The 755-nt window shown below is 52.8% G+C and carries 1 protein-coding gene and 1 pseudogene; both read right to left on the bottom strand.

The genetic code is table 11. The features are described 5' to 3' along the window. Positions 1 to 292 (bottom strand): stalk domain-containing protein (locus ACTQ4R_RS12985; RefSeq protein WP_441629341.1); only part of this gene is annotated, 292 nt, incomplete at its 3' end. Positions 293 to 387: 95 nt separating this feature from the next. After that, positions 388 to 755: pseudogene (locus ACTQ4R_RS12980) on the bottom strand (ATPase); the annotation flags it as partial.

Below are 755 nucleotides of genomic sequence, written 5' to 3'. Positions count from 1 at the left end.
CTGCGGCAGTCTGCTGGGGTGCGGTTCCGGTGTAGGGCTTTCCGCTTTCCACCTGCACACAGCCGTTAACGCTGTCCCAATAAACATTGAAACCGACCTGTTCGCCAATGTCCCGCAGCTTCACATAGTTGTTGCCGTTGATGACATAGGCTTCCATCTGTACTTCCCGTCCATCGACAAATACGCGATGGGTACTGCGCTCGGCCATGATCCCGGCAGCATACGCCGTGGTAGTGACGCCAGCCAACAGCAGGCAGGTAAGAAAACCGGCTGCAAAACTTCCTCGCTTCATGGTGTGTACCTCCATATCCTTTGATGGCTTCATGGTATCGCGGATACCGCCGTGTGTCAAAAAATCCGCCCTGATTTTTCAGAGCGGATTTTTAGTTACACTTCGCTGAGCAGGAAGTCCAGCGCCTTTACGATTTTGATACCGTCCACGTCGCTGATAAGGTCGCAGTCCATGGCAATCACGATCTTCTCGTAATTGTCCTGCACAGCTTGCAGCGGCGCAAGCTCCCGTGCGCGGGTTTCGGGGGCGTTCATGTTGTCAGTGACTTGGATATACTTTTTCTCATTCATCTTTGTTGCGATGAAGTCGATCTCCTTTTCACCAACCTTGCCGATGGCCACCTCATAACCACGCCGCAGCAGTTCAAAATAAACGATGTTTTCCAGAATGTGTCCCACATCGCCGCCCCGGTTTCCTAACAGGTAGGTGCGGAGGCCGGGATCGACGATATAGTATTTGCCCA

The sequence above is a fragment of the Dysosmobacter sp. Sow4_B12 genome (assembly GCF_052116665.1).
GTDB lineage: Bacteria > Bacillota > Clostridia > Oscillospirales > Oscillospiraceae > Oscillibacter.
The sequence above is the reverse complement of the archived record's forward strand: the minus strand, read 5'-3'. Positions and strand labels throughout refer to the sequence as shown.